Origin of the sequence: Alicyclobacillus hesperidum subsp. aegles, from assembly GCF_027923525.1 — a bacterium.
Classification (GTDB): domain Bacteria; phylum Bacillota; class Bacilli; order Alicyclobacillales; family Alicyclobacillaceae; genus Alicyclobacillus; species Alicyclobacillus aegles.
In genome coordinates this window covers 17,039-40,602 of the sequence record NZ_BSBJ01000006.1, presented here as the reverse complement: position 1 = coordinate 40,602, position 23,564 = coordinate 17,039, and the positions used below count along the sequence as shown (strand labels likewise).

The window sequence follows — 23,564 nt, the reverse complement described above, 5'->3', positions numbered from 1 at the left end:
AAAGTTTGCCATGGGTTTCTAGAAGCGCAAAAACGCGATCTCCTTAATGGAGACCGCGTCATCTATGGTGGGTCATGAAGGACTCGAACCTTCAACCTGCCGATTAAGAGTCGGATGCTCTACCAATTGAGCTAATGACCCTCGACCTAATGACCCTAAGGGGATTCGAACCCCTATTACCGCCGTGAGAGGGCGGCGTCCTGAACCATTAGACGATAGGGCCATGGCTGCCGAACTAGGACTCGAACCTAGACTAACTGATCCAGAGTCAGTCGTGCTACCATTACACCATTCGGCAACAGAGCGAGCGTCAACGGTATTAACTATACTCACTGACGCCCATTTTGTCAACCACTCTGCAAAACTTTTTATCGGTTACTTTTTCCCGTCTCTCCGAAAAGAGGTCCGTGCATCATCAACCCGGCATGAACCGTCTTTACTTTGTCGCTATCGTCCCCGACGCGATGCGCTCGGCTGCAATTTCAAGCCGCTGGCAAGCTTCCTCGCGACCAAGCATGGCGATCACGTCAAACAGTCCCGGACCCACTGTGACACCCGTCAACGCCAGACGGACAGGATGAATGAGTTGCCCCGCCTTTAAACCAAGTTCGTCGATGAGGGCGCGAAACGACGACTCGATGACCGGAGTTGTAAATGGCGCAACGCCGGCAAGTCGCTGTGCGACCGCCCGCAGCCTCTCAGGAGTGGCCGGATCGCTAAACTGTTTGCGTACACCCTTGTCGTCATATGCCGTTACGCTTTCGAAATACGGGCGCATACCGTCGATCAAATCCGCGGCGCTGCGACTGCGCGTCTGCACAAACTCCACGACAGTCCGAATCCAAGCCAATACATGCCGATCCACTTCATTCGCCGCAACATAGCCGAGCTGGACCAATGCATCCCAGATTTGACCAACCACCACATCTGGCGATTGCGCGCGGAAATAGTGCGCATTCAACCATTCAAGCTTTTTCACATCGTAGACAGCCGCATGTTTCGCGACGCGATCCAGGCTGAACACTTCGATAGCCGTCTCTCGGTCGACAATTTCGCGATCGTCACCGGGTGAAAAACCGAGTAGCAACAGATAGTTGACCAGCGTCTCCGGCAAAATCCCCATCTCTCGGTACTCGGACACGCTTGTCGCACCGTGGCGCTTGCTTAATTTACTGCGATCCGGCGCCAGAATCATGGGCACGTGCGCAAACGCTGGTGCCTCGGCACCGAACGCTTCAAACAGCGCCACGTGCCGCGGCGTGTTCGATAAGTGCTCTTCGGCTCGAATGACGTGCGAGATATGCATGGCGAGATCATCCACACAGGAGGCAAAGTGGTAGGTCGGCGAGTCGTCAGCCTTCCAAACGATAAAATCGTCGATCTCGCTGTTCTGAAAGACAACATCTCCGCGAATGAGATCATGAACCACCGTCTCCCCCACTGCATCAGTACGCAATCGATAGACATGTGGTTCTCCTGCCGCCAACCGGCGCTCCCGTTCCTCGGCCGGCAAGTCGCGACATCTTCCGCTGTAGCGCGGCGGCCGACCTTCGCGCGCCGCCTCCTCGCGATCCGCCTGCAACTGTTCTGCACTGCAAAAACACGGGTATACTTTGCCTTTGGCAATCAGTCTCTGCAAATGGTTACGATAAATTTCCGTGCGCTCCGACTGCCGATACGGTCCATACGGACCACCACAATCAGGGCCTTCATCCCAGTCGATGCCAAGCCACCGAAAACTGTCCAGAATCTGCCGATATGACTCCTCCGTTGAGCGCGCTCTGTCCGTATCGTCGATGCGAAGTACAAAGATGCCTTGCTGCTGACGCGCAAACAACCAATTAAAATAGGCCGTACGGGCACCACCGATGTGCAGTGCACCCGTCGGACTCGGCGCAAAGCGAACCCGAACCTGCTTGTCCATAGTTACCTCCTAGCGGATAGCCAACCCGTCAAAGCACACAATACAGCTGAGGTGACAGCACATGACACGACGAGTCGATCCAAACCTTCGGGAAGTCGACGTCAGCCCGAACTCGGGTGCCTACGACCCCGGACCACTCGACGAAGGTGTAACCGACTACCCAACAGCCGAATTATGGCAAGCGCAAGCGACGACATACGATCTCGCTGTCGAAGAATTCCCGGAAGGGCCCTACGGTGCGGCAACCAACGAGAAACGCCTTGGCAAGACCTCTCCTTGGCTGGAAGGCCAAATGGTCAGCGGCCGCTTTCGCGACAGCAATCTGATTCGCTCGGACCGGCTCTCCGCTGCACACGAAAGCGATACCGATGAAACCGTTGATCCCACCTAAAAAGCGAAGTGAATAACGCCTTCGTCCAGCCAACCATTTTGTGGTATGGAACCCACCAGCCCCCGATTGCCAGTCTGTGCTTGGTACGGGTAACATCGTATTTGAAATCAGTACTCTGATTGAAGACACGGCCCCCTAATCTGGTTGGTTTACCACAGGGGGCCGCTGTGATTTTACGGCTTTTTTCTCCGCCAAACAAGCCAGATTGGCAGCCTTAAGCGTGTGCGACGACCTCGCGCAAGGCGGCGATACACGCCTGATTCTCAGCCTCAGTGCCAAACGACACTCTCACATAGGATTCCAACCCCACAAATCCCGTTCGCACAAGAATCGCTTGCTTGCGCAAAGCCTCGAACACACGCTTTCCATCCCCGACTTCAATGAGCGCGAAATTCGCCTCGCTCGGGACAACATGCATGCCCGACTCACGCAACGTCTCGTACTGGCGGCGACTCGCCTGAACCAGCTCCTGTGACCGTTTCACGTGCTCTACATCGGACAACGCGGCGATAGCACCGACTTGCGCAATGCGGTTGACGTTGAACGGTTCCCGAACGCGATGGACATAGGCGAATACCTCTGGATGGCCAATCGCATAGCCAACACGCAATCCGGCAAGGCCGTACAGCTTCGAGAATGTGTACAGAAGACACACGTTCGCGTGCCGTAACACCCCTGCATTAAACTGAAACCGTTCCGGGTTCGTCGCATAGTTATCATAGGCCATGTCGACAATGACCAACACATGATCCGGCAAATGCTCTATTAAGTGATCGAACTCAGCCTGCTTAAGGACCGTTCCGGTTGGATTGTTGGGCGTGCACAGATACAACAACTTGGTTCGTTCGGTCACCGCGGCCAGCAAAGCCTCGACGTCGTATGTAAAATCCGCACGCAACGGTGCGAGCTTGACCCTGGCCTTCATGACCTGTGCCCCAAACGTGTATTGTGAGAACGTCGGAAACGGCGTCACAATCTCGTCTCCCTCATCGAGAAACGTCTCCGACAAAAGTTTGATGATATCGTCCGACCCATTCCCCACGAATACTTGTTCAGGCTGCACGTGATGGTGCTTGGCAATGGCAGCTTTGACCAAGTCACTGCCGCCGTCAGGATACAGGTGCAATCTTGGCAACTCGCGTTCCATCGCACGCAATGCCAACGGCGAAGGCCCAAGGGTGTTCTCATTGGAATTCAGCTTGACAAGCGGGCGATCACCCAATTCCTTTCGCAACTGTTCATCACTGAGACCTGGCTTATATGGCTCGATGTCCTTCAGATTTTGGCGAACCTGCACATTCGGATCAAACATGGTTGGCACCTCCGGCCTATATACGTTATGTCCATTGTAGCCCAGCACACACCTGACGTCACCTGGTGGTTACATCGGCATCGGCGGGGATTTCGGCAAGTGGGTCGGCGCCTGTGTACTTTCAGCCCCCTCTTCACGCTTCGATGCACGCGATTGGCCTAATCCTGCAGACAAGGCGAACTTCCAGGCTTGTTCCACTGTCATACCTGCTTCGCGCACCCGGGATCGGGGAACCATGACCGTCGCTCCAGCGAACTGAAATGCATTGGGCAGATACACCGCAACCAAATCCCCTGTTGGATCTATACTTTCGGGCAATTCTTCAGATGTGATAAAGCCAAGTACGAGTGCACGCTCGTCTGGCCACTCAATCAAAACGGGCGTCTGAAACGCCTGGCGTCTGCGAAACAGGTTCTCGATGAGCTCCTTCGCCGTTGTATACAAGGACTTGATCACAGGGATGTGCATGAACAAAGTGTCCGCCCAGGACAGCAGCACGCGACTGACGTAAATCCGAGACAGTAATCCCAGGATAAAAATCGCGACAATCACGATGGCAAAGCCGAGGCCAGGGATGTGCAGATAGGCCCAAGGCACATACCAACTGACCAAGCCGTCTACCTGATTGACAACAAATACGACGACCCAAACGGCGAACACAAACGGCAAAACCGTGGCAAGTCCGATACCGAAATGTTTTGCCGCTGCACGCAACAGCCCCTTCATCGCAATCACCCCTTTACGCGGCTGCCGGTAGACTGTAGAATCCGGCAGCGAGGACGAGATAAGCGCCAACGGCCATGGCGCCCTCGAGCCAGTTCGATTCTCCGTCGAGCATTAAAACAACCACGAGTAGCACGGCGGCAATCATGCTGACCAACTCGGGCCAGGTAAACATAAAGTTGAAAGGTACACCGATGCACACGCCGACAAAGAATAGAACGGGCGCGATGAACATCGCCACCTGTAGGGTGCTGCCGACTGCAATTTCGACAGACAGATCCATGCGATTCTTCCATGCCATCCAAACGGCCGAAGCGTGTTCGGCGGCGTTGCCAATAATGGCGACAACGACAACGCCGATGAATAGCTCGCTCCAACCGAGTTGCGTCGCGATGGATCGCACGGTACCGACAAGCCAGTCGCTTTCGACGCTGACAAGTACGGTGGTTACGGCGAGTGTCAAAATGGCTGGCCAAAGCCTTGGTTGCGAACCTTGTGCTTCCTCCTGCTCGTGCCCGATATAGGCGAACACGTCGCGATGCGTAAACAGGCTAAAGTAAAGGCCAAGAAGATAAACAATGAGCGATACACCCGCAACACCAAAGGACAACACAGACGAAACTGGATGAGCCGTGCGGGCAAACACTGTGGGTACGACAAACGCAACCCCGACACCGAGCATCAGCATGGAAGCATTGCTACGAGCGACCCGCACGTTAAATTCTTGAATCGGGTGGCGGATGCCGCCCACAAAAAAGCTTAGCCCCAGTACAAAGAGAAGATTTCCGACAACGGAACCGGTAATCGAAGCCTTTACTAAGGATGTTAACCCTTCGTGCAACGAGAAAATCCCGATAATCAATTCAACCGCATTGCCAAACGTCGCTGACAAGAGTCCTCCCAAACGTGCACCAGCATGTGCGGCAATGGTTTCGGTCGCCTTCCCCATGAGCGCAGCTAGCGGAATAATAGCAATTGCGGCAGCAAAGAACTGCGGCATATCACCAAAGCGACCTACTTGTACGACAATGCTAACCGCCACGAGAATGGCCGTGACGATGGACAATAAACGGTTCAAATCCGACACCTCACTCGAAACGACAAACGTTGTCTTCAACGTAACAGATTTTCCCCACAACTGCACATGGTTCAGTAAGCACGTCTAGTTGCTGTGTTACAATACGATTGAAGAACGGGGGGAAGATGGATGTATCAGTTTCCGAAGATCAAAATGCTACGCGGCGAACTGAAGCGCACGGAAATTCGCAATCAAGTCAAATATCAGTTGACCACCAAAGAGTTTATTCAACAACGTGGTCGAACAACCTATCGGATCGCGCTTGAGCATATTTTAGGATTCGTGGAGTGCGCCGATTCGGAATATGATCGCCATGCCAAGCCCATGTACGGCACGAAACCCGATCGATTCGGAAAGCCGTACAAAATTGTCGCGAACTTGATGTACCTGGTCACGGAAAGCGGCGTGATCGAACAGTCGCGCGTTTCCTTTTACACGCGTCTCTCGTCGCACTTTGCAAAACAAATGGAAATGCTTCTTGGCTCGAGCGGAACGTGAGCCATCAGTAGTTTCGCCAGTCGTCTTCCTCCTGCTCCGGGGGCCGTTGCTGTTGCCGGATTCGACGCACCACCCAGCGTATCGCAACGACGAGGACACAGAGTGCGACGACTCCATACCCCACCCACATGATCCAGGGTACGCCCAATCGTTGATGTAACCAAGCTGCCAATTCATACGCGGCAATCGCAATTGCTGCGAACATCCAGTCAGGAAAGCCGTAATTCATGAACATCCTTCACCGCCGTCTACAATGTGGTCGGGTAAAAGCGACAATTGCTCCGAGTGCTGTAACATCGGGCGCGGACGCTTCGCCCCTCCGATCAAATCGAGCCAATCAAACGCGTTCCATACCGCGTCATTGTTAGAATTGTTGTTCATGAGAACATGAAACTCTTGAACCCCATTGGCAAGGGTAACGACGTCTGGCACGAACGATTCGAGTTCGGTGCGGCTGTATCGGTAGTCAAACCGCTGTTTGGAAGATGTCAGCCCTGGCTTGTCCCACATCTCCACGTTCCTCCCGTGCATCCGCAAAATTCCTAATTGCGCATGCGTCACACGCGGCACATAGGGCACCGATTTGCGACCGGCTTGGGGTTCATCGCAAATCACATGGACAGCGCCAAGCGACGAGAGCCAAGCGATGGTCTTTTCGATCCGCTCGGGATCTTGAAACCAACTGCGTTCCCGAAATTCTACAGCCGCGTTCAGAGGATGGCAGAACGCCACCAACCGCTCGACGGTTGCTTTATTCTCGCGCGTTGCTCCGAACCACGGTGGAAACTGCAACAAGATGGCTGATATCGCCCGTCGTTCGGCAGCTGGGCGCAGTGACTCGAGAAACGCTCGGCCCACTTCCCGCCGCTCCTGTCGCGTCATACCATGCGCATGCAACGTCAACGCAGCGGGTGCTTTCGCGTGAAAACGAAAATCTCCGTCAACCTGATCCAACCACCGCTCCCATGTCCGAGCGGCTACAATGCCATAAAACGTGCTGTCGATCTCGACGACGGAAAAAAAAGAAGCATAATAGCGCAAACGGTCCACATTGGCCAAATGACGAGGATAGAACGAATCGTGATCGGCAAATGCACACGTTCCAGCGCGTATGCGCAACCTCTCCACCTCATTCCAACCCTCGCAACTTTGACCGCTTTCCTGTCAAATCGCTATAATAGTCATGGTTATTTGGCACAGCTACCCCAGCACTGATAGGAGATGAGACACGTGGCCAGCAACCAACACGCCATCCGCTGTCCGCATTGCGATCATACCTGGTTCCGAGAAGAACGCCAAGTGCAGCTTGACTCGAGCGTCGTCATACGACCCGACTTACCGGTACCAGGGCGCATCCTGCGCGAGCAATACCAGTACATCTGCACAAATTGCAACCAAGTGTTGCACCACGAATAAAATCCTCGTTTAACCAAAACGCATAAAACACCCCATCTCCTCAAATCATAGGATAGATGTCGAGGAGATGGGAGTGGTTTTCTTGACAGAAAGACCCAAGAAGCCCTACAAAAAAAGACTTGCTAGCGCTGGACGCTACGCCGCCGTCGCGTTCGGCCTCCTCGCAGCCGCGGCGACATTCGTATATGGCAACCGCCATATCCTCGCACACAAGTTCGCGCCGGCCACAGGCTCATCAAACCATCCAATACAGCCGCAAATCTGGCCTCATGCCCAGATGAGTCACATCGGCTCCGCGACCAGGCAGACCATTCTGTTCATCGGAAGCGATGAGCGTCCAAAACAGGGCAATGGCAACTCCGACGTCTTGATGGTCGCAAGCCTCGACGATGAACATCGCCGAATTGAACTACTGTCCATTCCGCGCGATACCCAAGTGGCTTTTCCGGACGGCCGCTATCACAAAATCAATGACGCTTTGGCAGAAGGAGGTCCATCGCTCACGTGCGGTCTGGTCGAACAGCTAATTGGCATGCCCATCGATCACTATGCCTTGACCGAATTTGACGGACTCGTGCGCATCGTCGACCGCATGGGCGGTATTGACATCAACGTCCCGCGAAATATGTATTATCGCACCGGGGACAAAAAGTATGGAATTATTCGCTTGCACAAAGGCACGCAGCATCTCACCGGCGAGCAAGCGTTGGGTTTCGTCCGCTATCGGCACGACGCATTAGGCGATATCGGCCGCACCGAACGACAGCAAGCATTTCTCGTTGCCGTCAAAAACCAACTGCTCCGCCCAGAGACCATTCCGCAACTGCCCGCAATCGCGTACGATCTATTACGCAGCGTGGACACCGATCTGACAGCTGTCGATCTCGGTCGGCTCATTGCGCATGCGCACACGTATCGCACCTACAGCACCATCCACGCAACACTGCCGGGATCGTTTCACGATCCGGACGCAACGAGACCGGGCGATTTAAGCTACTGGATCGTGAATCCAAAAGAGGCCCACTATGTTGCCAAGCGCTTCTTTATCGATGGAGTCGTCCCCAAAAACACCATCCAGGATCCCCAATTGACCCGCACTTGGACGACACCTGCCGACTCAGATCATTGAATAGAGCAACAAATGAGCGGCGCATGTTAGACGCCGCTCTTTGCACGTGTGAACGTAGTTGATGCCGATTCTCGCGTGACCACGATCTCGCCGCGTTCACGATGCTCAATTTCTCGCCATGTCACCCTATTGTTCATCACGTATGACCAGACCGTTGAAACGAGAATGCCAACGGCTTGTCCAATCGGAACCATCAAGCCGATCCGTTCGCAGGCATGCATCACAAGCGTCGTAATCAGGATGCCGACGAGCGAGATCGCAACAAAGATTGGTAGCTTCACATTCCATTTACGGCCCTCACCCTGCGAGCGCCAAGTAATTTGATCGTTCCAAATGTAATTGCTCAACATGGCGACAAGGGAAGCGAGAATGGACGCCATGGTATCCTTCATATGAAATCCATAGAGCAAGATGGACAGTACCACCTCATTGACGATCACGCCGCTTGCCCCGATGATACAGAACAAGAAAAACCGTCTATCACTGGGGCTTTGTGAGACCAAGCGCACAAGGTGCCGGAAATAGTTCCACTGTTCATGCATGCTCATTTTCGATTCGCCGGCATCGCGGGCCAAAAAAGAATACGCGATTTCGTGAACCGTTCGATAGTGCCCCTTGACCAACACCTCAATCAGGATCTTCCAACCAATCGGATCGAGCTCGGCGCCTGCTACCACTTCGCGCTGCAAGCCGAAGAATCCACTCGTGCAATCCGAAATACGCCGTAGACGGTGTAATGCAATTTGCCCGATCACGCGCGCAGTCCACGATACTAACTTTCGGAATGGCCCTAATCCTCCGTCCGATCCACCTTCGACAAAGCGACTTGGGATCACGATATCGGTACCCTGTTTAAGTCGTTCATACATCGCAGGAAGCAACTCAGGAGGATGCTGCAAATCTGCATCCATCACGATGAAATATCGACCCTGAGCCAACTTGAATCCTTGCACAACCGCACTGGCTAAGCCGCGCTCACCATCTCGATGATGCACATGCACGCGCTCGTCCGTCCCTGCCAGCTCGGACAACACCTGCAGTGTTTCGTCAGAACTATCGTCGACGAACCAGATCTCATATAAGACATCATGCAAAGATGCCATGGCTTCGTGAATACGCCGCACGATCGGACGAATGTTATCCTTTTCATTATAGGACGGGATAATAATACTTAAGTCCAAGTTGACAACCCCTTTGGTCTGCTCACCGTAGCGAGTTCGACCATCTTCAAAGCACTATGGCCACCAATAGCCTGTGTGCATCGCCAGCCAATCCTGTTCGATGAGCGACCCGATGGGATAATACGGTGCCAGAACAGGATAGCTGTTGACAAACCACTGAGCTTCTTCGGACGAGCCTTTACGCAACCACCAAGGAAGCAGACCCATTCCTTGCCCCAACCACAAAGGCTCTTCTAAATCCTCGTACCAATCGTACCACGTATAGGGTTCACTCGCGTCACCATTTTGCACCATGCCGGGCCCTCCCGTATGAGAGACTCCTACAGCTTATGCCTGACGCTCGCCTCCGGTTTGTGCAGCCATAAAGGCGACCAGCGAAGCCATATCGAGATCGCCAAATCCTGATGCGACAGCCTCGCTCATCACGGATGCGGCGGTCGACGCCAAGGGAAGTCGCCCATGTACCACTTCCGCCTGACGCAATGCAAGGCGCATGTCCTTCAACAGATGCTTTAACGCGAACTGAGCGGGATAGTCATCCGTAACGACAAGTTGCCGTTTTGCAGACAAAACTGGCGACCAAATAGCACTCGCTTCCAGAACATCAAATACCGTCTCACGCGCGAAGCCGCTCAGTTCGCCATAGATGACCGTTTCGGCCATCGTTTCCATGACGATACCCAGAAATGAATTCACCAACAGCTTCATCGCCGCACCTTGGCCGACACCACCCAAATAAAACGACTTGCGTGCCATGACAGCAAGGAGGGGTTCTGCTTCCGTAAAGTCGTCGACTTGACCGCCAGCTACAACTACCAAGGCTCCATCCTGAGCGGGTTTCACCGAACCCAGAACTGGGGCTTCAAGATACCGCAATCCAAGGCTATATATACGATCCGCCAATCGACGGCTTTCCTCGACGCCTATGGTGCTCATATTCACCACGAGCGTACCTTGTTCCATGCTTTCAACTGCACCAGAGTCAAACAACACGGATTCGACTGCGGCAAAGTCGGACACCATCACGAATACGACATCCTGAACAGCTACCGCGTTATGCACATCGGAAACGACCGTCACATTCTCAGGCATATCTTGCGCGAACGGTTTCACGGTTCGATTATACGCCGTGATGGAATGGCCCAAGCGCGCTAGGTTTCGCACCATGGGTACCCCCATATTGCCAAGACCCAACCAGCCAAGTTTCACTCCACTTCACCCTTTCTTCCGTGACAGGGCGCATCGCACTCGTTGTCCAAAATCTCCACCATACGTTCCAGCAAGTTTAAAAATTGCCGCGCATCATCTTCACCGAGCTTGTCCAACAAGTCCCCCAATTTTTTTGTTCGCTCGATGGACAGCAGCCTTAATTGGCGTTTTCCATCTTCCGTCAAACTCACATAGACAACACGGCGATCTTCGTTGGACCTGACCCTCTCGACATAATGTAACCTGACCAGCTCGTCGCACACTTGTGTGATGGCACCCGGGCTCAATCCAGCAATACGGGCGATTTCAGATGACTTTGCCTGCTGAACAAAGCTCAGGTACCGCATGACAAAGAGCTGTGTGGTCGTTAAGCCGGATTTGTTCTCAGGGAAATGCGCACGCATGCCACGCACGAAGCGTTCCACAATAGTATCCAGCTTTTGAACGATATCCAGACGCTCTGTGTTCACCGACATTCACTCCAAATCAAAGATACAGGCAGCTCGCCCATAACGCATGGCTGCTGCCGTGCTCACATCCGGGAAATTAGCGAGGCATACGTTGCTCTGTCTCATGAGACGATCGCGACGATTTTGATACGCGTTTGCGCAACAGCGTACCGAACCACACTAAAGCAGCGAGCGGTATGCAACCGATGATGATATAAATCCAGTTGCCGAACACTCCTGCATAGACCAGTGCCACACCAAGATAATAAGGTAGCATCGCGACAACCGCAGTCCATGTGTACGACCACAGCGTGGTCGCCGGAATCATGCCTGCGACATAGTTGACGACAAACGCAGGCACCGGCAGCAGACGGGCAAGCAATAAGCCCCAGCTTCCCCATTCGCGAACCCAGAGGTTAACCTGGTCAAACCGCTCGTGTGACGCAACACGCCCAAGCATGATGCGAGTAAAATGGCGGGCAATGAAATAAATGATAATGGAACTGATGGTGGATCCAATCCAAGCATACGCAGTCCCATACAAAACGCCAAACACTCGTAAAAATATAATGAGCAGGCCCTCTGACGGGATTGGTGTGAGGCACCAAATAACCATCAAAATGATTCCGTAAATAATGCCCCAAAATCCCCACGACTGTATGAGTTCCGTCAGTCTATGATTTCTATCTAGATACAGTACCACACCGGCCATCGCAGCGCCCAAGACGACCATTGAAATGGTGCGCCAATCGGTGAGTAACTGTTTGATGAATCCCGCCACGCCCACGACTCCTCGCTCAACTATCCACTCTTCCTTCACAGTATCAGACCGCGGGCAAACGTTCAAACGTTTCCCTAGCCAAAAACGTGAACTGCCGCTCAAACGACAGTTCACGCTTTGCGTTACACAGGATCGATGGGTGACGTGCGTTTGCTCCCGATCCGCTTGGCGTCCTCAGGCTTCGGTGCCAAGGAGTGATCATTGAGTGTCGTGTGGATGGCATAGTGTTCTGCAATTTCGCGATCGCGCTCCATGAGTTCGTGCTGATCGAAATTCCGCATCGGCGGCCCTGGTTTGCGATGTGTCTGACCTTGCACAAACATCCCTCCCTCGTGCCTTTACCCTGCCCGCCTGTGGTCAAGCTATGTATACCGAAAGGGAGGGTGAAATCTCCATATGTGGCGAACCTTTATCGAAGGGATGCAGCGAGGCCTTGGTCAAGCTCCCGCTCCATGACGTAATATTCAAGCCCAGCCGTATCGACATGTGTTGCGATCCGCACAAAGCCCGCCTTCTCGAACATCCGCCAAGATGCCCGATTTCTCGCCAGCACTTTATGTGCAACAAGCTTTGACCAACCGAGTTCTGTAGCCAAGCGAACCAACCTCTCGATGACCATCGTACCAATGCCCATCCCACGCCATCGCGAATCCCCGATGACGATGGGCAGCATATCTTTGCACAAGGTTACATCGCCGACCATGAACCAGTCTTTGCGGCCCATTCGCCTTTCAATGGCAAAGGAATGCCCACGGCTCGCCAGCCAAGTATACATTCGAACGATGTGGCGCTCATCATAAGGGGCATCCGTTGTGCCCTCAAGCCATTCCACCAATTCGGCGTCATACCACCGGATAGCAACAGGCAGGTCGCACCGCAAATTAAATGGACGGAGACGCCAAGCCCCGTCCGCCAGCCGCAAAGTACCGGACATCATGGTGAATCCGCACGCGACAACGTCTCGACACCATCGGCTCGCCCCACGATGACAGCGTGGGCCATGTTGACGAATAGTCCCGTCTCGACGACGCCCGTGATCGCCTTGAGGACGTCTTGCAACCGACCCGGATCGGCGACAGAGTCGAAAACGGTGTCCAGAATATAATTGTGATTATCGGTGACAAAAGGCGCACCGTCCCGCTCGCGAAGCGTCCACTTACCGCCCACATTTGCGATCCGTTGAGCCGTCGTTTCCCATGCAAAGGGAACCACTTCGATTGGAATCGAAAGTTTGGCGAAGGAATCATACAACTTGCCGTCGTCGACGACGATAAGCAATTGATCAGACGCCGCCGCAACCAGCTTCTCGCGAAGCAGGGCACCGCCCCCACCCTTGATCAATTGAAAATCAGGTGTCACCGCGTCCGCGCCGTCGATGGTGAGATCCAGCCGCGGGCATTCTTGAAATGTCGTCAACGGAATATGTAACTCTTTTGCGAGTGCCTCGGTGGCGGCAGACGTAGGAATACCGACAATGTGCAATCCTGCGGCAACACGCCGACCCAGTTCCACAATGGTATAGTAGACGGTCGACCCGGTCCCGAGTCCCACCTTCATGCCGTCCTTCACATGATTGGCTGCTTCCACACCAGCGAGTTCCTTTTTGTTCATAGCCTTCACTCCAGGTCATTTACATACATGGCGCCCGCCTCTTTAGAGAATCGGCGACAGCAGTCGCGCACACGATTCTGCGATACGTTCAAAGCGCGGTCGACCATTGTACATCTTCAATGTCAATCTATCACACTTGGCGAGATCCTGCTCAAAAATGTCGGCCAACTCGCCCGCCTTAGCGCGATCGTAGAGAATGGCGTTGACCTCGAAATTGAGTTTAAAACTGCGGATGTCGATGTTCGCGGTCCCCACCGAGGCCACGGCGCGATCGACAACCACCGTCTTCGCATGTAAAAAACCATCGCCATACAAGTAGCATTTCACGCCAACCTGCAGCAACTCCCCCAAATAAAAGCGCGACGCCCAAAACACCCAAATGTGATCAGCTTTTTGCGGCAACATGACACGGACGTCAATACCGGAGAGTGCCGCCGTTTTGAGCGCGGTCAGCAAACTGTCGTCCGGGATGAAGTATGGTGTTTGAATGTAGATGCTCTGTTTGGCAGCATAGATCATCTTGATGTATGCATTGCGAATTTGCTCCCACGCAGTGTCCGGACCACTCGCCACCACCTGCATGCCGACGCCGCCAAGGCTGGACTGCGCCCGTCTGAAATAGCGGTCCTCAAACTCGATGGGATCTCGAGATGAAGAGTTCCAATCAAGCAAAAAGATGGATTGCAGTTCAACAATGGCACTACCCGTTATGCGCAGATGTGTATCTCGCCAGAATCCGAAGCGCTCGACGCGCCCCAAGTACTCGTCGCCAACATTGAATCCACCCACGTAGGCAATTTTCCCGTCGATCACGACGACCTTTCGATGGTTGCGATTGTTCATCCGCAAATTGATATACGGGATGCGAGATGGAAAGAAGGCAGCCACCTGTCCCCCAGCCGCCTCGAGACGGCGGAAAAATGATTTGGGTGTCCACGCACAGCCGACAGCATCGTAGAGCAATCGAACTTCCACGCCAGCTTTGGCGCGCTCGGCAAGTGCCGCTACAAGCCGCTCGCCAAGGCCATCTGGGCGAAAAATATAGTATTCAAGATGAATATGATCCTGCGCGCGAGCTATATCCCCCAGCAGGGCTTCAAATTTATCCTTGCCGTTGGTGAATACCTGCACCGAGTTGTCTTGCGTATAAATCGCGTATGCGGTCGTCAGGTTCATGGCGATTAAATCTTGGTATTGTTTTGCTGCCGGATCGTTATACTGCATGCCCCCACCTTGGGCGAGCTGCCGTTGCTGCCGCTCAGCCAGGCGGGCGACCCACGTTGCATTGCGCAAGCGAAAACGAGCTAAACGAAAGCGACTGATATGTTGACCAAACAACACATAGAGAAGAAAACCACCAATCGGTATAAACAGAAGAACCATCAGCCATGCCCAAGTGACAGCGGCGTTGTGACGTTCGACAAAAATGATGACCGCGGCCGTTCCAACATCGACCACGAAGATGACAACATACAGTAGATGTAAAACCGACATGATGGCGATAACTCCAATCCTGAGTACATCGTCTAACAATGCTAAGCTTGTCCGGCATACCAGTGCGTGACGAACATTTCGTCACGCACGTGCCCGCCAGTACGTGTAGACCACTGGCGCGAATGCGACACAAAAGGCGGCGACAGCCATCCATTTCAGGTAATCTTGTTGTATGCCACGCCACATCGCTTGTCGATCCTCCACGTCAGCCTCTTGCCATCAGCATATGCCCGGACAAGAGGCTATGGCACACTCAGAAAGGTGTAGATAACATGCCTTACTTTTTTCTAGCCGTCGCCATTGCGAGTGAGATTTGTGCAACGTCGTTGCTCAAAGTGACAGATGGTTTCACCAAGTTATGGCCGAGCATCGGCGTCGTTCTGGGGTACGCGCTGTCGTTTTATTCACTGTCCCAGGCATTAAAACACATTCCGCTCGGCCCCGCATACGCGATATGGTCGGGTATTGGCACAGCGGCCACGACCGTGATTGGTTTGTTGGTGTGGAAGCAGTCCATTTCCATTCCCGCGGCGATTGGTCTGGGACTAATCGTGGCAGGCGTCATCATCCTCAATTTGTCTCCCACTTCTCATTCATGATGGTGGTGATGCCCTTCCCCCAAGTCGCTGCCTGCGCATAAGACGGCTTGGTCATGAGGATGGTTCTGATCTTCCACTTGAATCGTCACATGGCCAATATTTAAGTGCAGCAACCGATGTTCAATTTCCCGGATCACCGACTGACTCTCCGTGATCGTCGTGGCGCCATCGAGTGCAATGTGACATGAGAGCGCATTGCGCCCGCTTGCGATGGTCCAGACGTGCAAATCGTGCACGTTGTACACGCCGTGAACAGACCCAATCGCGTCGGCTACTGTCGTGAGATCGACGTCCAATGGCGTTCCTTCCATTAAAATGACGATGGTTTGGCGTGCAATTCGCCAAGCACCGTATGCAACCAGTAAAGCAATCAACACGCTTAACAGCGGATCGACGACATACCAGCCTGTGATGACGATCACGATGCCGCCCACGATCACCGCAGCCGAGGCTGCGGCATCGCCGAGCATATGCAGGACCGCACTACGGACGTTCAAATTGTCGCTACCATGCATGGTCAGCCCCATCGAGAGATTGATGACAAGGCCGATCCCCGCACTGATAAACATCCAGATTGGCTGTACGGTCTCTGGAGTCTGAAAGCGCCGATACGCCTCAACCAAAATCCATATCGCAATCAGAATCAGCGTAATCGCGTTTAAAAAAGCTGCCAATATTCCGGCGCGATGATACCCATAGGTCATCCTTTGATTGCTTGGGCGCTCGGCCTGTTTTAATGCGTACCAAGACAAGCCGATGGCAGCGATGTCTGTCAGCACATGACCCGCATCGGATAGCAGTGCGAGACTGCCCGACAATAAACCGCCGGCGATTTCAACAGCGAGTATCAATGCGGTTAGGAAAAACGCACTGCGCATTTTGCCGGCCGGTGCGTGTGTATGAAAGACACCGTGATCGTGATGATGGTGATGTGCATGTGCGTCGTGCGTGTGGTTCATCATGATGCGCAAACTCCTCGTCGTGTATCCATGCACCGAACCCGCTTCATGGATCCGCTGACCGATGCATTTTGTCAATCTCACCATATTCTTTCGCGTGGCGTGGTGCAATACCCTTGTGAAAAACATCCCACATGTCAAAACGCATGCTTTACACGTACAGGGAAACCATGAACCTAGCTCAGACCAATGGGGGGAGTATGCTTGAAACCAATGGAACCAATCACGTCTTCTGAACTAGGCACGCTGTGGATCACATATCAGCAAAAAACCATGTTACTACGGATATGGATGGATGGAAGAGCCTTCGCAAATGGAGGAACGAAGCGCTTTCGTTCATGTCTAATCCATATCCTGATGTGACGGTCCTTGCGCCACGTCCCTGCGAGGACTTTTCTCTCGTCCCCCGCCCGCTACCGGAAAAGCCTCTGACCTCGAGACCCGAATCATCGATTCGGAAAAATATTTCTTGAAATGCTTGGCCACCACGATATGTAAATCTGGTCGATACCACTTGGACAACCCATGTTCATCAAAAAGTCTGGGCATTCCAAGTCGTACGGAACGCTTGCCAAAGGATCCATCCCCAATGCTTAGCGTATCGATCCAGATGCGATCCACCTTCCCACTCAATAATTTCGGAAATTCCGCAGAGAATGGCAGTACCGGAGAGATGGCGGCCTGTATTGCAATTCCAGCGTCATGCAGTTGCTGTAAAGCCTTGATCCTTGCTCGTATGCCTGGCGCAAACGGAGCAAAAATTCGCCTGATATCGTCTCGGTCGGTCTCGACGGTCATGGACACAAGCAAATCACAGCGCTTCTTGAGTTCAATTAAAAGATCGATGTCCCTTGTGATGAGCGGTCCCCGCGTTTGAATTTGAAGCACGTCGGGCGGATACTTCAACATCGTTTCAAGCAGTGCTCTTGTGATTCCAGCCTGACGTTCAATCGGCTGGTAAGGGTCGGTCGCCGAGGACATGAAGATATTGACGGGCTTCTGCTTCCTACGGAGCTTAACCATTTCCATACTGTAATTTTCAGCCGCATTGCTTTTCACGTCGACCCATTCTCCCCATGGGACAGTGTGAAATTTCTGAATCGGCATTTCTCTCACATAACAATAGGCACAAGCAAAAGCGCAACCACGATACGGGTTTAATGAGTGCGTGAAGCCAACGTCCAAATATCCCTTGGCCTCGGTTAGAATTCGTTTCGCAACAATGTGCTTGAACTCAGGCTTCATACCGCCTCGCCTTTCCTCGCATGCGCGGCTGAATTGAACATCATGGACAAACAATGGACAAACAGGCGTGGGCACCAACGCTCCCCACGCCTGTTTTTACGCTCTGCCAATCTCCGTAACCGCTCAAACATGTAAGTTCCGTACGGTTAACACTTACTATAACCGCATGCCTCACATTCATAGCAACCACCGGTGCGAATCAAGGTGTGTTGATGACATTCAGGGCACCAGTCTTTTGCAATTGAATATGAACGCAGTTCGACCCGCTCTGGTTGCACCTGCTCTGTCGTGACCGTCTCCTGACCGCTGGCCCACTCATGATACGCAAGCTGACGCATTGGGAACGTCTCAGCATGCTCAATCAGCGCCTTCGCAATCGCGTCCGGAACCGATGTAATCCGACGATCACCAAAGCCAACGGCATTCGAACCGCCAATCCCTGAGAAATGCTTGACCAGTTCCGCCTCGCGATGAGGATTGTTCGAATCGCGGAGATATAGTGTGATGGCACGACCTAATGCCTCATTCGCCGCATAGACATCCGATCCCGCTTTGCCAATATTGACGAACACCTCTGTTGCCACATGTGTCTCGGGATCGTCGTTAATTGTGATAAACGCCTTGCCAAGTGGCGTTTCCTTGCGGTATGTCGCACCGTACAACACATCGGGCCGCTTGCGCTTCACGTAACCAGCCATCGCTGCAAGTGCTGCCACACGCTCGGGTGTGGATGACTGCTCCCGCCCCGACTGCACATGGTTCTCCTCGGTAGCATCTTCTTCATCAGCCTTCAGCGACAAAACCTGCTCCGAACGCGAACCATCGCGATAAATGGTGATGCCTTTGCAACCGAGTTCGTAAGCGAGATCGTACAATTGCTTCGTATCCTCGACCGTGTACGAGTTAGGCGCGTTACACGTCTTGGAAATTGAACTGTCGATCCACTTCTGTAAGGCGCCCTGCACGCGAACGTGCTCTTCCGGTGTCAATTCCATTGCCGTGACGAAGTAGGAAGGCAATTCCTTCTCACCGTGGTGCGTCTGGAAGTACTCATCGACGATGGATGCGTGCTCCTCAAACATGCCAAGGCGAGAATTGCGGAAGTATGTCCAGGCATAATATGGTTCACATCCGGTCGAGCAACCAACCATAGTGCCTGTCGTGCCTGTCGGTGCAATGGTCATGGTCGTCACATTGCGCACGCCAAAGCGGCGGATTGCCTCGACGACGTGCGGACGCAGAGCGGCCATCTGTTGCATAAACCCGGACTGCAAATACAGTTCGGCGTCAAACTTCGGAAATGGTCCGTTTTCTTTCGCCAGCTCTACTGACTCGAGATATGCCCATTCCGCCATCAGCCCCAGTACAGCGTCAATGAGTTTCACGGCTTCATCAGAACCGTATCGGACGCCACAGTAAAGCATCAAATCATGTAAACCCATGATACCGAGTCCGACACGACGCTCCGACATCTGATTGATCCGATTTTCTTCAAATGGATAATATGTCGCATCGATCACGGCGTCCTGAAAGCGAATGCCGCTGCGCGTGGTCTGCTCAAGTTCCTCCCAACGAATGTGATGGAGTAAAAACTCGGCTTCAGATTCCGAAAAATGCTTTCGCAGACAGGAACGAACGTAGTTTTCCCGCTCTTTATCTTGGAACTCCGTACGTACCCCACTGTCTCGGAACCCATTGGCAAAACGGGCCAAGACGACGGCGCCCAAGTTGCAAATGCCGTTTGCCGGTAAGGGTTGCTCACCACAGGGGTTCGTGGCGACCAGCGGATTGAAATACCAAGAGTTGCTCATCCGGTTTGCACGTCCAAGAAAGACGACGCCCGGTTCAGCTGATTTCCAGGCAGATAAACACAGTTCATCCCAGAGCTCACGCGCCGAAAGCGTCTGCGTCGCTGCAAACGGCTTTCCGTCAGCCAGCCAAGTCTCGAAGTCACCATCGAACGTCTGTGCTGTTTCTCCCGTGACAAAGCCGATTTGCCACGGCTCGTCAGCGGCCTTTGCTTGCATGAAGCGCTCGGAAATGCCAACGCTAATGTTCGCACCAGTGATGACACCATCGACCTGTTTGGCTCGGATAAAGCGCAAAATGTCTGCGTGGCGGTCGTTCAAAATCAACATGAGCGCGCCCCGGCGGGATCCACCCTGCAATGTCAGTTGACATCCGACACTCATAATTTCCCCGACGCCGACAGGTCCGAAGCCGTCGCCAAACACTTGATTTCCTTTATCGTACAGCTGCCCCCACGAATACGCGCCAGAGGAACGGCCGTTTACCCCTCGAACATAACTGTAACGCGGGCGCAGTGAGGACAAAATCACGCTGACCCGTTTACCCTCGCGCATACATTCCCACATATCACCTAGCGTCGATGCAATGGTACTACGCTGATCTCCGGGATAGAGAACCACACCCACCACTTCTGGAAGCACCTTAACGTCGCTTTGCAAGATCTGATCATATAGTTCGCGCGCCGAGACCGTGCCAGATTCAATGACCGGGCGTCCGGCTGCAATCCAGTTTTCGATTCGACCATCCCAAAGCTCGTCGTAATTCTCAACTGAAGTGTCAGGAAACTGGAACGTCCAGTCAGCATCCTCCTCCACAGCCCTTAGAAACGCCTGACTGATGCGTATCACTTTGGTCGAATGCGGATAGTCTGCCTCAAGGAAATCGAACACGTCACCATGCCACACATCGAGTACCAGACAAAGCTCGGATTTGCGTGACGCACTCGACACAGGCACGAGCGTACCTTGGGGTGGGATGCGCGACAAATTCATCCCGACGCCGCCACTGCGAGCCTGAATCTCGAGTGTCTGTCCAAAAGATTCGGCGTAATCGCGAAGCGTGGGTCCAACACTAGGGATGACAAAACAGTTGTAGCTCGTCGTCTGCATGCCTGTCCCCATCGACGCATTGATGCGACCACCGGGCACATAGCGCCAACGGTTTTGCAACTGATAGAACGCTTCTTCCCAACGCGCCGGATCATTGGTCACGGCAGCAGCTCCGCGGGCGACACGGCGCCACATTTCGCGCGGCGTCGTTTCCAGCAATACATCCACCTGATGCAACGGCAGCGTCTCCTGAACGCCATCTCGCAACTCCACTGTCACTTGAGCCGCTTCGCTATCAATGGCGACGACGCGGGCCAATTCGTGATACGCACGTTTCGTGTCCAAAACGGCCACCACAAGGGATCCCACAGCGAGTGAGTCTTTGCGCACATCCTTCTGCAGGTAGCGATCCGCCAAAATTTTCTCGCCGGTCGGACCTAAATAGTCGTCTTCATTAAACTGTAGCATCGGCGTCTCCGTTGCATTCGACATATGTATCCTCCATCCCGCGCACCCCGTCAGCGCGCCTTTCCCGTTTCTCCCAAAAGTGAAAGTACTTCCTTAGCCAATGTTTCCACATCTCGAAATTCGCGATATACGCTAGCGAATCGTACATAGGCAACCCCGTCGAGCTTCCGCAATGCGTCCATCACCCGCTCGCCGATGGCCGACGAAGGCACTTCCCGCTCGTACTCCATGCGCAACGCCCGTTCAATATCAGCACATACCGATTCGAGCCGTTCGACCGAAATGGGGCGTTTTTCGCACGCCCGCATCAGACCGCGATATAGCTTTTCACGCGAAAATTCCTCTCGCTCCTGATCTTTCTTAACCACCATGAGCGGCCTTTGTTCAACGCGCTCATACGTCGTGAATCGGCGACCACAACCTTCGTTGACACATTCGCGACGGCGCCGGATGGTGCTGCCGTCCTCCCCCGGACGCGATTCGACAACACGCGTGTTCTCAGCGTCACAGTACGGACACTTCACCCCAGTCACCACCTTAGCTCGTCCATCAAACACCCACATATGTGGTGTCACTAAAGAAACAATCGCATTATACACGCTAGATGTGCGTGTGACAAGACGTGGCGAGATCGCCGATAAACCGCATAAAATCGCGGTTTTATCACAATCTCTCAAGCGTTTTGTCGAAAAAGATTTGCTACCGAATCCACGATCAAATCGGGCTGCGGATCGCCATCTTTCGGCTCTCCACTGATGCCAGAGCGGACGAATACGCTGTAGACCCCCGTTTGATTGCCCGCTAAAATGTCCGTGTGCAAATTGTCGCCGACGATGAAGGCTCGTTCCACTGGCACGCCATATCGCGACAAAGCATATCGCACAAACGAAGGGTCCGGTTTGCCTGTAACCACGACCTCGGCGCTTGAGGCAGCAGCGACAAATGCCCCAATCGCGCCATTGCCGGGCATGAATCCGTCCTCGACAGGAAGTCGGACGTCTGGGTTCGTCAAGGCGAACCAACCTACTCGATAGGCAATACGAGATACGACGGCGAGATCGCCATATGTCACACCTGGATCGAGCCCAACTGCCGCCGCTTGTGCTAGCTTCACCCACGGTTCGCGAATGTCCTTCCCGTCGGCTCGACGCGCGTCGAATCCGGCTTTCCGCAGCGCCTCGCGCAACCCTTCTCCCCCCACATATGCGACGATCGCGCCCGATTTTGGTACCCGCTGCGAAACGGCGTCAGCTGCAGCCTGGGCCGACGTGCAGACTTCGTCGACCGACGCCGTAAAGCCCATGCGCTGCAATGCAGCAACCACAGCCTCCGGCGTCCGCGAGGAATTGTTGGTAAAAAAGACTGGTCGTATGCCGGAATGTCGCAACCGCTCGACAAACTCCGGCGCCCCCTCAATCACGTCGCTGCCGCGCCACAAAGTACCGTCGAGATCGAGAAGCGCGAGCTCAAATGAACCGCCTTTGAACATGCCTTTGTGCAATGTGGACATATCGAATTGGAGTGGCTGGCCTGACATGTGTACACGTCCTTCCGTACAAGAGTCAGAAGAAGTGTACCACGCTCACCCACGCACTGCTCACTCCTTCTCCCGCGCGACGGCTGCTAGTGCCTTATGCAGCCAACGCCTCCGCTCGCGATGCCACAACTCTAACGAACGAAGCCACTCCGCCTCTACATTGGGTTTTCGGAGTCCGGTGAGTTCGCCTTCCGCATGGTCATCCGCTTCATTGGCACGGCGCATGGCCATGATGAGCAACTGGCGCGTGCGTTCCTGTTCAGTTGGCGCCTCGTCCGGTATGAAGTGCAAACGTATACAGTGACCGATTGCGACAACCCGCATGCGACTCGTCTCCTGTTGGATCAGCGCCAACTTTGCCGTCATCTTCGCGCTATACTCGCAGACGTGAAGCTCATCGATAAGCGCTGATATCACCTGTTCTGCGTACAATGAACGGCGCAAATCGCGTAAAGGTGTCCCCCAAACCGGATGTAACGGTTGTAATACTTGCCTCATCCGTACAGGCAAATCTTGCTCTGACATAGACATTCGCCCCTTCGCCGGCCATCTCTGGCCCATCCTATGACCCCCATGCCTACGTCGTCACCGTTCTGAAAGAACTTCACGGAATATCAAATTGACCGGAATCACGCAAACTTTTAACATGAAAGCTGGCTACCCATTGGCCCGTCACGGGTCATCTCGCCGTGCAGCGGCCAT

Annotated in this window: 27 protein-coding genes and 3 tRNA genes; 5 read left to right on the top strand and 25 right to left on the bottom strand. The window is 53.6% G+C overall.

Going from position 1 to position 23,564, the window contains the following annotated elements:
• Positions 1 to 65 precede the first annotated feature (65 nt).
• From QMF38_RS04685 to gltX, 4 genes are all read right to left on the bottom strand, one after another.
• Positions 66 to 141, bottom strand: a tRNA-Lys gene (locus QMF38_RS04685).
• A 9-nt stretch (positions 142 to 150) separates the two neighbouring features.
• A tRNA-Glu gene (locus QMF38_RS04680) sits at positions 151 to 223 on the bottom strand.
• Position 224: 1 nt separating this feature from the next.
• A tRNA-Gln gene (locus QMF38_RS04675) sits at positions 225 to 298 on the bottom strand.
• Positions 299 to 436: 138 nt separating this feature from the next.
• Entirely contained in the window at positions 437 to 1,924 is a 1,488-nt protein-coding gene (gene gltX, locus QMF38_RS04670) for a glutamate--tRNA ligase (protein WP_058094578.1), read from the bottom strand.
• A gap of 61 nt (positions 1,925 to 1,985) precedes the next feature.
• On the opposite strand from gltX, the gene QMF38_RS04665 reads away from it, so the two are divergent.
• Complete coding sequence (locus QMF38_RS04665; protein WP_058094579.1) at positions 1,986 to 2,315, top strand: hypothetical protein; 330 nt, start codon at positions 1,986 to 1,988, stop codon at positions 2,313 to 2,315.
• A 214-nt stretch (positions 2,316 to 2,529) separates the two neighbouring features.
• Here the strand turns inward: QMF38_RS04665 and hisC are convergent, their stop codons facing one another.
• The 3 genes from hisC to cax form a co-directional block, all read right to left on the bottom strand.
• The gene (gene hisC / locus QMF38_RS04660; protein ID WP_058094580.1) at positions 2,530 to 3,627 is read right to left on the bottom strand and encodes a histidinol-phosphate transaminase; all 1,098 of its coding nucleotides are present in this window, start codon (positions 3,625 to 3,627) and stop codon (positions 2,530 to 2,532) included.
• Positions 3,628 to 3,696: 69 nt separating this feature from the next.
• Positions 3,697 to 4,353, bottom strand: a complete 657-nt coding sequence (locus QMF38_RS04655; RefSeq protein WP_198146644.1) for a DUF502 domain-containing protein — start codon at positions 4,351 to 4,353, stop codon at positions 3,697 to 3,699.
• 13 nt (positions 4,354 to 4,366) lie between these two features.
• Positions 4,367 to 5,428, bottom strand: a complete 1,062-nt coding sequence (cax, locus tag QMF38_RS04650; RefSeq protein WP_083496074.1) for a calcium/proton exchanger — start codon at positions 5,426 to 5,428, stop codon at positions 4,367 to 4,369.
• Positions 5,429 to 5,557: 129 nt separating this feature from the next.
• Between cax and QMF38_RS04645 the strand changes: the two genes are divergently transcribed.
• Entirely contained in the window at positions 5,558 to 5,926 is a 369-nt protein-coding gene (locus QMF38_RS04645; protein WP_058094582.1) for a hypothetical protein, read from the top strand.
• 4 nt (positions 5,927 to 5,930) lie between these two features.
• Here QMF38_RS04645 and QMF38_RS04640 read toward each other — a convergent pair whose 3' ends face one another.
• A complete protein-coding gene (locus QMF38_RS04640; protein ID WP_058094583.1) occupies positions 5,931 to 6,155 on the bottom strand; it encodes a hypothetical protein in 225 nt (74 codons plus the stop codon).
• Positions 6,152 to 7,054, bottom strand: coding sequence for a DUF72 domain-containing protein (locus QMF38_RS04635; protein ID WP_083496063.1), 903 nt, complete (start codon positions 7,052 to 7,054; stop codon positions 6,152 to 6,154). The genes QMF38_RS04640 and QMF38_RS04635 overlap by 4 nt, the downstream gene beginning before the upstream one ends.
• 93 nt (positions 7,055 to 7,147) lie before the next feature.
• Between QMF38_RS04635 and QMF38_RS04630 the strand changes: the two genes are divergently transcribed.
• Both QMF38_RS04630 and QMF38_RS04625 read left to right on the top strand, forming a co-directional pair.
• On the top strand, positions 7,148 to 7,342 hold the full coding sequence (locus tag QMF38_RS04630; protein WP_232302234.1) for a hypothetical protein: 195 nt from the start codon (positions 7,148 to 7,150) through the stop codon (positions 7,340 to 7,342).
• Positions 7,343 to 7,415: 73 nt separating this feature from the next.
• Positions 7,416 to 8,471 (top strand): LCP family protein, encoded by a 1,056-nt coding sequence (locus QMF38_RS04625; RefSeq protein WP_232302235.1) that lies wholly within the window; start codon positions 7,416 to 7,418, stop codon positions 8,469 to 8,471.
• A gap of 26 nt (positions 8,472 to 8,497) precedes the next feature.
• Here the strand turns inward: QMF38_RS04625 and QMF38_RS04620 are convergent, their stop codons facing one another.
• From QMF38_RS04620 to QMF38_RS04575, 10 genes are all read right to left on the bottom strand, one after another.
• Positions 8,498 to 9,652 (bottom strand): glycosyltransferase, encoded by a 1,155-nt coding sequence (locus QMF38_RS04620; RefSeq protein WP_281758830.1) that lies wholly within the window; start codon positions 9,650 to 9,652, stop codon positions 8,498 to 8,500.
• Positions 9,653 to 9,706: 54 nt separating this feature from the next.
• A complete protein-coding gene (locus tag QMF38_RS04615; protein WP_058094586.1) occupies positions 9,707 to 9,946 on the bottom strand; it encodes a hypothetical protein in 240 nt (79 codons plus the stop codon).
• 33 nt (positions 9,947 to 9,979) lie between these two features.
• On the bottom strand, positions 9,980 to 10,861 hold the full coding sequence (locus QMF38_RS04610; RefSeq protein ID WP_058094587.1) for an NAD(P)-dependent oxidoreductase: 882 nt from the start codon (positions 10,859 to 10,861) through the stop codon (positions 9,980 to 9,982).
• The gene (locus QMF38_RS04605) at positions 10,858 to 11,337 is read right to left on the bottom strand and encodes a MarR family winged helix-turn-helix transcriptional regulator (RefSeq protein ID WP_232302236.1); all 480 of its coding nucleotides are present in this window, start codon (positions 11,335 to 11,337) and stop codon (positions 10,858 to 10,860) included. The genes QMF38_RS04610 and QMF38_RS04605 overlap by 4 nt, the downstream gene beginning before the upstream one ends.
• A gap of 70 nt (positions 11,338 to 11,407) precedes the next feature.
• A complete protein-coding gene (locus QMF38_RS04600; protein ID WP_052012282.1) occupies positions 11,408 to 12,091 on the bottom strand; it encodes a TVP38/TMEM64 family protein in 684 nt (227 codons plus the stop codon).
• A gap of 122 nt (positions 12,092 to 12,213) precedes the next feature.
• Positions 12,214 to 12,414, bottom strand: coding sequence for a hypothetical protein (locus QMF38_RS04595; protein WP_281758829.1), 201 nt, complete (start codon positions 12,412 to 12,414; stop codon positions 12,214 to 12,216).
• 86 nt (positions 12,415 to 12,500) lie between these two features.
• Positions 12,501 to 13,028 carry a GNAT family N-acetyltransferase gene (locus QMF38_RS04590; RefSeq protein WP_281758828.1) on the bottom strand — a complete coding sequence of 176 codons (528 nt, stop codon included), beginning with the start codon at positions 13,026 to 13,028 and terminating at the stop codon, positions 12,501 to 12,503.
• Positions 13,025 to 13,702 carry a ribose-5-phosphate isomerase RpiA gene (gene rpiA / locus QMF38_RS04585; RefSeq protein WP_281758827.1) on the bottom strand — a complete coding sequence of 226 codons (678 nt, stop codon included), beginning with the start codon at positions 13,700 to 13,702 and terminating at the stop codon, positions 13,025 to 13,027. Before rpiA ends, QMF38_RS04590 begins: the two co-directional genes overlap by 4 nt.
• Before the next feature lie 42 nt (positions 13,703 to 13,744).
• Positions 13,745 to 15,196: a cardiolipin synthase gene (cls, locus tag QMF38_RS04580; protein WP_281758826.1), complete on the bottom strand. Its 1,452-nt coding sequence runs from the start codon at positions 15,194 to 15,196 to the stop codon at positions 13,745 to 13,747.
• A gap of 81 nt (positions 15,197 to 15,277) precedes the next feature.
• On the bottom strand, positions 15,278 to 15,400 hold the full coding sequence (locus QMF38_RS04575; RefSeq protein WP_269744864.1) for a hypothetical protein: 123 nt from the start codon (positions 15,398 to 15,400) through the stop codon (positions 15,278 to 15,280).
• 68 nt (positions 15,401 to 15,468) lie between these two features.
• Here QMF38_RS04575 and QMF38_RS04570 point away from each other — a divergent pair, with 68 nt between their 5' ends.
• Positions 15,469 to 15,795 (top strand): DMT family transporter, encoded by a 327-nt coding sequence (locus tag QMF38_RS04570; protein ID WP_058094593.1) that lies wholly within the window; start codon positions 15,469 to 15,471, stop codon positions 15,793 to 15,795.
• On the opposite strand, the gene QMF38_RS04565 is transcribed toward QMF38_RS04570, so the two are convergent.
• The 6 genes from QMF38_RS04565 to QMF38_RS04540 all read right to left on the bottom strand — a co-directional run bounded on the left by QMF38_RS04565 (position 15,786) and on the right by QMF38_RS04540 (position 23,387).
• Positions 15,786 to 16,757, bottom strand: a complete 972-nt coding sequence (locus QMF38_RS04565; RefSeq protein WP_281758825.1) for a cation diffusion facilitator family transporter — start codon at positions 16,755 to 16,757, stop codon at positions 15,786 to 15,788. The genes QMF38_RS04570 and QMF38_RS04565 overlap by 10 nt on opposite strands.
• A 339-nt stretch (positions 16,758 to 17,096) precedes the next feature.
• Positions 17,097 to 17,999 (bottom strand): SPL family radical SAM protein, encoded by a 903-nt coding sequence (locus QMF38_RS04560; protein WP_058094594.1) that lies wholly within the window; start codon positions 17,997 to 17,999, stop codon positions 17,097 to 17,099.
• Between the two features lie 146 nt (positions 18,000 to 18,145).
• On the bottom strand, positions 18,146 to 21,349 hold the full coding sequence (locus QMF38_RS04555) for an adenosylcobalamin-dependent ribonucleoside-diphosphate reductase (RefSeq protein ID WP_058094595.1): 3,204 nt from the start codon (positions 21,347 to 21,349) through the stop codon (positions 18,146 to 18,148).
• Between the two features lie 26 nt (positions 21,350 to 21,375).
• Positions 21,376 to 21,849 (bottom strand): transcriptional regulator NrdR, encoded by a 474-nt coding sequence (gene nrdR, locus QMF38_RS04550; RefSeq protein WP_058094596.1) that lies wholly within the window; start codon positions 21,847 to 21,849, stop codon positions 21,376 to 21,378.
• A 149-nt stretch (positions 21,850 to 21,998) separates the two neighbouring features.
• A complete protein-coding gene (locus QMF38_RS04545) occupies positions 21,999 to 22,862 on the bottom strand; it encodes an HAD-IIA family hydrolase (RefSeq protein ID WP_281758824.1) in 864 nt (287 codons plus the stop codon).
• Between the two features lie 60 nt (positions 22,863 to 22,922).
• Positions 22,923 to 23,387, bottom strand: coding sequence for a hypothetical protein (locus tag QMF38_RS04540; protein WP_058094598.1), 465 nt, complete (start codon positions 23,385 to 23,387; stop codon positions 22,923 to 22,925).
• Positions 23,388 to 23,564 lie beyond the last annotated feature (177 nt).

Coding starts and splice junctions, on each gene's coding strand:
- gltX (WP_058094578.1), bottom strand. CDS start 1,924: ATGGACAAGCAGGTTCGGGTTCGCTTTGCGCCGAGTCCGACGGGTGCA.
- QMF38_RS04665 (WP_058094579.1), top strand. CDS start 1,986: ATGACACGACGAGTCGATCCAAACCTTCGGGAAGTCGACGTCAGCCCG.
- hisC (WP_058094580.1), bottom strand. CDS start 3,627: ATGTTTGATCCGAATGTGCAGGTTCGCCAAAATCTGAAGGACATCGAG.
- QMF38_RS04655 (WP_198146644.1), bottom strand. CDS start 4,353: ATGAAGGGGCTGTTGCGTGCAGCGGCAAAACATTTCGGTATCGGACTT.
- QMF38_RS04645 (WP_058094582.1), top strand. CDS start 5,558: ATGTATCAGTTTCCGAAGATCAAAATGCTACGCGGCGAACTGAAGCGC.
- QMF38_RS04640 (WP_058094583.1), bottom strand. CDS start 6,155: ATGAATTACGGCTTTCCTGACTGGATGTTCGCAGCAATTGCGATTGCC.
- QMF38_RS04630 (WP_232302234.1), top strand. CDS start 7,148: ATGAGACACGTGGCCAGCAACCAACACGCCATCCGCTGTCCGCATTGC.
- QMF38_RS04615 (WP_058094586.1), bottom strand. CDS start 9,946: ATGGTGCAAAATGGTGACGCGAGTGAACCCTATACGTGGTACGATTGG.
- QMF38_RS04605 (WP_232302236.1), bottom strand. CDS start 11,337: ATGTCGGTGAACACAGAGCGTCTGGATATCGTTCAAAAGCTGGATACT.
- QMF38_RS04595 (WP_281758829.1), bottom strand. CDS start 12,414: ATGTTTGTGCAAGGTCAGACACATCGCAAACCAGGGCCGCCGATGCGG.
- QMF38_RS04590 (WP_281758828.1), bottom strand. CDS start 13,028: ATGATGTCCGGTACTTTGCGGCTGGCGGACGGGGCTTGGCGTCTCCGT.
- rpiA (WP_281758827.1), bottom strand. CDS start 13,702: ATGAACAAAAAGGAACTCGCTGGTGTGGAAGCAGCCAATCATGTGAAG.
- cls (WP_281758826.1), bottom strand. CDS start 15,196: ATGTCGGTTTTACATCTACTGTATGTTGTCATCTTCGTGGTCGATGTT.
- QMF38_RS04570 (WP_058094593.1), top strand. CDS start 15,469: ATGCCTTACTTTTTTCTAGCCGTCGCCATTGCGAGTGAGATTTGTGCA.
- QMF38_RS04565 (WP_281758825.1), bottom strand. CDS start 16,757: ATGATGAACCACACGCACGACGCACATGCACATCACCATCATCACGAT.
- QMF38_RS04560 (WP_058094594.1), bottom strand. CDS start 17,999: ATGAAGCCTGAGTTCAAGCACATTGTTGCGAAACGAATTCTAACCGAG.
- QMF38_RS04555 (WP_058094595.1), bottom strand. CDS start 21,349: ATGTCGAATGCAACGGAGACGCCGATGCTACAGTTTAATGAAGACGAC.
- QMF38_RS04545 (WP_281758824.1), bottom strand. CDS start 22,862: ATGTCAGGCCAGCCACTCCAATTCGATATGTCCACATTGCACAAAGGC.
- QMF38_RS04540 (WP_058094598.1), bottom strand. CDS start 23,387: ATGTCAGAGCAAGATTTGCCTGTACGGATGAGGCAAGTATTACAACCG.